The following is a 6,674-nucleotide window of genomic DNA, read 5'->3' on the forward strand; positions in this document are numbered from 1 at the left end:
GCGAGGCGGATCGTCCACAGGTCCCATCCGCGACCGCTCACTGGCCCCAACGCTCAGCGACCAGGCCCTGCTAGGGTCATAAGCACGACGACAGACTCTCGATCGACGGGAGGGCCAGGCCGGACATGCCGACGTCTCGCGGCGCGAGGCGATCGGCACCGGCCCGTACATCGCCCTCCGGATAACAACCACAAGGTTCGCGAGGTGTTCCCATGCCCACTGGAGTCAGCATGCCGCGAGGGGCGCGGCTTTCGGCCTGCGTAGCGACGATGGCGGCGGTAATGGCACCGGCCGCCCGGGGGGCCGGCGTCGACCAGGCCGTCGAGACCGTCATCGCCCCCGTGTCACAGCTGTTCTCCTCGCTGATCTTCTTCACCGTCCCGCTGTTCGGCGCCGAACTGCCTCTGGTAGTGCTGTGGCTCATGGCGGGGGCGGTGTTCTGCACCTTCTACTTCAACTTCATCAATGTCCGGGGCCTCGTCCACGCCTTCCGCCTGGTGCGCGGCGACTACGCCGACCCGAGGGACCGCGGTGAGGTCTCGCATTTCCAGGCGCTGGCCACGGCGGTGTCCGGCACGGTGGGCATCGGCAATATCGGCGGGGTGGCCATCGCCGTGTCACTGGGCGGGCCGGGGGTGCTGTTCTGGATGGTGCTGGCCGGCTTCCTGGGCATGTCGACCAAGTTCGTCGAGTGTGCCCTGGCCGCCCACTATCGCCGCCAGAATCCCGATGGCAGCGTCTCCGGCGGGCCCATGTTCTATCTCGCCCGCGGCCTGGCCGAACGCGGCCTGCCGCGCCTGGGGCGCTTCATGGGCGGCTTCTACGCGGTGGGCATCGTCATCGGCTGCCTGGGCATCGGCAACATGTTCCAGTCCAACCAGGCCTTCGTGCAGTTCGTCAACGTCACCGGCGGTGCCGAGGCCAGCTGGTTCGCCGACAAGGGCTGGCTGTTCGGCCTGGTGATGGCGACGCTGATCGGCATCGTGATCCTCGGTGGCATCAAGTCGATCGCCCGGGTCACCGAGAAGGTGGTGCCCTTCATGGCCCTGCTCTACTGCGCCATGGCGCTGCTGATCATCGGCATGAACGCCGAGGCGCTGCCCTTCGCCATCGGCGCCATCTTCCAGGGCGCCTTCACCCCCGAAGGCGTCGCCGGCGGCGCCCTGGGGGCCATCATCATCGGCTTCCAACGGGCGGTGTTCTCCAACGAGGCGGGCATCGGCTCGGCGGCCATCGCCCATGCCGCGGTACGCACCCGGCATCCCGTCACCGAGGGCTATGTCTCGCTGCTCGAACCCTTCATCGACACCATCGTGATCTGCAGCCTGACCGGCCTGGTGATCGTCACCACCCTCTACTACGACCCGGGCTTCACCGAGGGCGTGGGCGGTATCGAGATGACTTCCGCGGCCTTCGAGCGCAACCTGGCCTGGTTGCCCCTGCCCTTGTCGGTGGCCGCCCTGCTGTTCGCCTTCTCCACGGCCATTTCCTGGTCCTACTACGGCCTCAAGGGCTGGAGCTACCTGTTCGGCGAGGGACGCCTGGGACGCGGGCTGTTCAAGCTGCTGTTCTGCGCCTTCATCGTCATCGGCTCGATGATCCAGTTGACCTCGATGCTCGACCTGTCCGATGCCCTGGTGTTCGTGATCTGCGTGCCCAATATCCTCGGCATCTACCTCCTGGCCCCGGTGGTCAAGCGCGAGCTCGCCCGCTACCACCGCAAGCTGAAGAGCGGCGAGATCCCCCACCATCGCGACCACGGATCGCCGGCCATTCGCCAGGCGCTGCAGGCACTGCGCCGACTCAAGGGCGGCTACTGACCGGCCGGGGCCTTCATTCGAAGCTGAAACTCGGCGCCGGTGCCTCGGGCAACAGGGCGGCGCAGGCGCGCACCCTCTCCAGCAGCTCGCCGTGGGTCGGCGCCAGCAGGTTGATATGCGCCAGCTTGCGACCGGGGCGTTCCGCCTTGTCGTAGCGATGCAGGTGAGCGTCGTCGAGGGCGAGGATCGCCGCCGGATCCCCCTCGCGGCCGATGACGTTGATTATGCAGGTGGGCATGCGGGCGGCGGTGTCGCCCAGCGGCAGGCCCTGGATGGCGCGCAGGTGGTTCTCGAACTGGCTGGTCACCGCCCCGTCGAGGGTCCAGTGACCGGAGTTGTGCACCCGGGGCGCCATCTCGTTGGCCAGCAGGCCGCCATCGCGGGTCTGGAACAGTTCCAGGGTCAGCACCCCCACGTAGTCGAGCTCGTCGAGCAGCGCGCGGATGTAGCCGTCGGCGGTCTGCTGCACGCCGTCGTCGAGGTCCGGCAGGGGCGCGATGGAGTAGCGCAGGATGCCATCCACATGCTGGTTCTCGGCCATGGGGTAGAAGGCCACCTCGCCGTCGCGGCCGCGCACGGCGATGATCGACACCTCGCGCACGAAGTCGACGAAGGCCTCGACGATCAACCGCGGGTGGCCGATCGAGCGCCAGGCGTCATGGGCCTCGGCCGGGTCGCGGATCACCGCCTGGCCCTTGCCGTCGTAACCCTCGGTCACCGACTTGGCCACCACCGGGCAGCCCAGCTCGCGGGCGGCGGCCTCGAGCTCGTCGGCGTGCTCCACCAGGCGATAGGCCGGGGTGGGAATCCCCAGGCGATCGAACAGCGCCTTCTCCTCGGCACGGTTCTGGCAGACGCGGATCGCCTCGCTCGAGGGGTGGACCGGCTTGACCTCCTCGATGGCCCGGACCAGCGAGACCGGCAGGTGCTCGAACTCGTAGGTGACCAGGTCGACCTTCTCCAGGAAGGCCTCGAGGTGCTTCCTGTCGGTGTCGATCATCACATCCCCGATGCCGGCGCTGGGGTGGCCGGTGGTGTCGAGGAAGGTGAAGCGGTTGGCCAGGGGATAGCCGGCCAGGGCCAGCATGCGGCCCAGCTGGCCGGCACCCAGGACGCCGATGTTCATGGCTCGCTCCTCACTCGTCTCTCTGGATCAGGGCTGGGGACGGGGATCCGGGTTGTCGAGCACCGCCCGGGTCTGCTCGGCGCGGAAGGCCTCCACCGCGGCCCGGACCTCGGCATCCTGCAGGCCGACGATCTGGGCGGCCAGCAGGCCGGCGTTGGTGGCGCCGGCCTTGCCGATGGCCAGGGTCCCCACGGCGACGCCGCCGGGCATCTGGGCGATGGAGAGCAGCGAGTCCAGGCCCTTGAGCGCCTTGGACTCCACCGGCACGCCCAGCACCGGCAGCGCGGTCTGGGAGGCCACCATGCCCGGCAGGTGGGCGGCACCGCCGGCCCCGGCGATGATCACCGACAGGCCCCGCCCGGCGGCGGACTTGGCGTAGTCGAAGAGCAGGTCCGGGGTACGGTGGGCGGAGACCACCCGGGTCTCACAGGATACGCCCAGTCGCTCCAGCATGGCGACCGCGTGTTCCATGACCGGCCAGTCGGATTTCGACCCCATGATCACACCGACCTTCGGCGACTGTGTCTCGGACTGCATGGCCTGCTCCTCGGCGACTGCCTGGCTGCGCATAGGAAAGCGGCACATTCTAGCGACGCCGGCCGGCCGCGTCATCTTGACCAGCCGGGCAGGCCTCGAGGTGTCGCCGGCATGCAACAGCGGCTTTCACCCTTCCTGCGCACTCGCTTGCCACACTGGGGGTGAGTCGCCGGCCGGATTGGCCGGCCCCGGGCAGGCCCCCGCCTGCCGGTCATCACCATCAAGGAGAGAGCCGATGAAACGCTCCATGATCCTGATCGCTTCCCTGACCAGTGCCCTGCTCCTCGCCGGCTGTGACCAGGCCGAGGAGGAGACCCAGGCCACCGACGAGGGCCAGACCAGCGTCGAAGAGACCGCCTCCACCAACGGCGAATCCGAGGCCATGGACACGGCACCCGCCGAGGACACCGCCACCACCTACGGGGGCGAAGACGCCGCCGCGGGCGAGGATGAAGACGCGGCCGCAAGCGAGGACGAGGACGCCGCCGCCAGCGAGGATGAGGACGCCGCCGCGAGCGAGGATGAAGACGCCACCGCAGGCGAGGACGAGAACGCCGCCGCGAGCGAGGATGAAGACGCCACCGCGAGCGATGCCGAGGAGGACGACACCGAAGAAGCCTCCGCCGACGATGAAGCGGCCGATGAGGAGACGGCCGACGAAGGCGCCGACGAGTCGGCCTGAGGGTGCGGGCCCGCCCCCGCTGCCGGGGGGCGGGCCCGGCCTCAGACGCTGCCCGCCCCGCGCAGCTCGCGGCGGCTGAGCAGCCAGTTGCCGACGATCACCAGCGCCATCGCCGCCGCGCCGGCCGCCTCCACCCGCAGGTCGGGATAGAAGACGGCGACGATGGACGGCAGCAGCACCGCCCGCAGCGGCCACGCCAGGCGAGTGAAGAGATAGCCTTCCAGGGCCGCCGCAAAGGCGCCCAGGGCCAGGAAGCCGGTGCAGGCGGTCCACACCAGCAGCGGCCAGGGCCCACCCATGATGATCTCCGGGTTGTAGACCATGAACAGCGGGATCAGGTAGAGCCCCTTGGCGAACTTCCAGGCCTGGAAGCCCGTCTCCATGGGCTTGGCCCCGGCGATCGCCGCCCCGGCGAAGCCGGCCAGCGCGATGGGCGGCGTGACGTTGGAGTCCTGGGAGTACCAGAACACCACCAGGTGGGCGATCAGCAGCGGCACGCCGAACTCCGCGGTCAGCGCCGGGCCCACCAGCACGATCAGCACGATGTAGCTGGCGGTGACCGGCAGCCCCATGCCCAGCACCAGGCTGGCCAGCAACACCATGATCAGGGCCAGCAGCAGGTTGCCGCCGGAGAAGGCCATCATCATGGAGGAGAACTTCAGCCCCAGGCCGGTCAGGCCCACCACGCCGACGATCACGCCGGCCACGGCGCAGGCCATGGACACCGCCACGGCATTGCGCGCCCCCAGCTCCAGGCCGCCGACCAACTTGGCTAGCCCGCTTTTCACCGCCTCGCGCAGGGTAGCGCCGGTCACCTTCTGGCCCTGCCGGGGGGCGATGAACAGAAACCACACCGCGAAGCGCAGCACCGCCACGGCCAGCATGGTGAGGATGGCGTAGTAGCCCACTCGCATCGGCGACATGTTCATCACCAGCAGCCATACCAGCACCAGCAGCGGCAGCAGGAAGTGCCAGCCGGCGCCCATGACGTCGCGCATCTGCGGCAACTCGCTGCGGGCCATGCCCTGCATGCCCTGCTTCAGGGCGATGATGTGCACGAAGAGGTAGACGGTGCCGAAGTACATGGCCGCCGGCAGGATGCTGACCTTGACCACCTCCAGGTAGGGCATCCGCGTGTACTCGGCGATCAGGAAGGCACCGGCGCCCATCAGCGGCGGCATGATCTGGCCGCCGGTGGAGGCCGCCGCCTCGATGCCGCCGGCCTGGTGGGGCTTGTAGCCCAGGCGCTTCATCAGCGGGATGGTGAAGGCCCCGGTGGTCACCACGTTGGCGATGGCACTGCCGGAAATCGAGCCCATGCCCGCCGAGGCGATCACCGCCGCCTTGGCCGGGCCGCCGCGCTGGCGGCCGGTGGCCGCATAGGCCAGATCGATGAAGAACTTGCCGGCGCCGGTGATCTCCAGGAAGGCGCCGAACAGCACGAAGATGAAGATGTAGGTGGCCGCCACCCCCATGGGCAGGCCGAAGATACCCTCCTGGCCCAGGTAGAGCTGACCCACCAGGCGGTCCAGGTTGTAGCCGCGGTGCTCGAGGATCCCCGGCAGCCACTGGCCCAGCCAGGGCAACTCGCCGCGCGGGCCGGCGAAGGCGTAGAGGATGGCGATGGCGCCGATCACCGTCATGCCCACGCCCACCGCCCGGCGTGCCGCCTCCAGCACGGTGACGGTGGCGATGCAGCCCACCACGATGTCGGTCTGGCTCCAGAAGCCGGCGCGGTTGATGATGTCGTCCAGGTAGAGCACCAGGTAGCCGCCGGTCAGCAGCGCCCCGGCGAGGAACAGGCCGTCCAGGGCCCAGCCCAGCAGGCCGCGACGCCGCCTGGGCCCGAACACCGGCAGCATCAGGAAGGCCAGCGTCATGATCAGCATCAGGTGGACGCTGCGCTGGTAGAAGAGCCCCAGCGGCTGGATGCCGGCGGAGTAAAGCTGGAACAGCGACAGGCCCACCGCCACCAGGGTGATCAGCCACAGCACGGGCCGGGCGTGGTTCGCCTGGCTACCGGGGACGACGGGGGGGGCGCCGGGATCGCTCATCGTGGTTCTCTCGCGTTCAATCAGGGGTCGTGAGGCGGATCGTCACCCGCCGGTTCGCGGCCAGACGGCTCAGGCTGATGCGTGCGTCGTCGACCACCAGGCGGTGGTCGACGCGCATGGCGCCCACCCGCAGGCGATAGGCATTGCCGGGCACCGGCTCGTCGAGGTCCTCGATCCAGTAGCCGCCCTCGCCGTCGGAGACCTGGCGACCGCGGCCGGGAACGTGGTCGAGCCCCGCGGCGAAGTCGGGCAGATGGCTGCGCGTGAGCACCATGCGGCCGTCACGGTGGCGGTAGCAGTCGAGCACCGGGAAGCCCTCCACCGAGTGGTTCCACTCCAGGCACCAGCCCCCGCCCTCGGGCATGGGCAGGCTCACCAGGGGCTCGCCGCCGGCGGACAGCACCTCGAGCCGGGCCTCGTCCCGGTCGGCCGCCAGCGGCACGACCGGGACGAGG

The 6,674-nt window shown here is 69.5% G+C and carries 6 protein-coding genes; 2 read left to right on the top strand and 4 right to left on the bottom strand.

Annotated features, from left to right (window positions below; translation table 11 throughout):
- Positions 1–281 precede the first annotated feature (281 nt).
- Positions 282–1,820 (top strand): alanine/glycine:cation symporter family protein, encoded by a 1,539-nt coding sequence (locus tag QWY80_RS02400; RefSeq protein ID WP_290229077.1) that lies wholly within the window; start codon positions 282–284, stop codon positions 1,818–1,820.
- A 13-nt stretch (positions 1,821–1,833) separates the two neighbouring features.
- Here QWY80_RS02400 and QWY80_RS02405 read toward each other — a convergent pair whose 3' ends face one another.
- Both QWY80_RS02405 and purE read right to left on the bottom strand, forming a co-directional pair.
- Positions 1,834–2,946 carry a 5-(carboxyamino)imidazole ribonucleotide synthase gene (locus tag QWY80_RS02405; RefSeq protein WP_290229078.1) on the bottom strand — a complete coding sequence of 371 codons (1,113 nt, stop codon included), beginning with the start codon at positions 2,944–2,946 and terminating at the stop codon, positions 1,834–1,836.
- A 27-nt stretch (positions 2,947–2,973) separates the two neighbouring features.
- Positions 2,974–3,483: a 5-(carboxyamino)imidazole ribonucleotide mutase gene (gene purE / locus QWY80_RS02410; RefSeq protein ID WP_290229079.1), complete on the bottom strand. Its 510-nt coding sequence runs from the start codon at positions 3,481–3,483 to the stop codon at positions 2,974–2,976.
- A gap of 247 nt (positions 3,484–3,730) precedes the next feature.
- On the opposite strand from purE, the gene QWY80_RS02415 reads away from it, so the two are divergent.
- On the top strand, positions 3,731–4,165 hold the full coding sequence (locus QWY80_RS02415) for a hypothetical protein (RefSeq protein ID WP_290229080.1): 435 nt from the start codon (positions 3,731–3,733) through the stop codon (positions 4,163–4,165).
- 41 nt (positions 4,166–4,206) lie between these two features.
- Here QWY80_RS02415 and QWY80_RS02420 read toward each other — a convergent pair whose 3' ends face one another.
- Together QWY80_RS02420 and QWY80_RS02425 are read right to left on the bottom strand one after the other, a co-directional pair.
- Complete coding sequence (locus QWY80_RS02420) at positions 4,207–6,219, bottom strand: TRAP transporter permease (protein WP_290229081.1); 2,013 nt, start codon at positions 6,217–6,219, stop codon at positions 4,207–4,209.
- A gap of 16 nt (positions 6,220–6,235) precedes the next feature.
- The gene (locus QWY80_RS02425; RefSeq protein WP_290229125.1) at positions 6,236–6,661 is read right to left on the bottom strand and encodes a DUF1850 domain-containing protein; all 426 of its coding nucleotides are present in this window, start codon (positions 6,659–6,661) and stop codon (positions 6,236–6,238) included.
- Positions 6,662–6,674 lie beyond the last annotated feature (13 nt).

The sequence above is a fragment of the Halomonas ramblicola genome, assembly GCF_030409215.1.
Taxonomy (GTDB): domain Bacteria; phylum Pseudomonadota; class Gammaproteobacteria; order Pseudomonadales; family Halomonadaceae; genus Halomonas; species Halomonas ramblicola.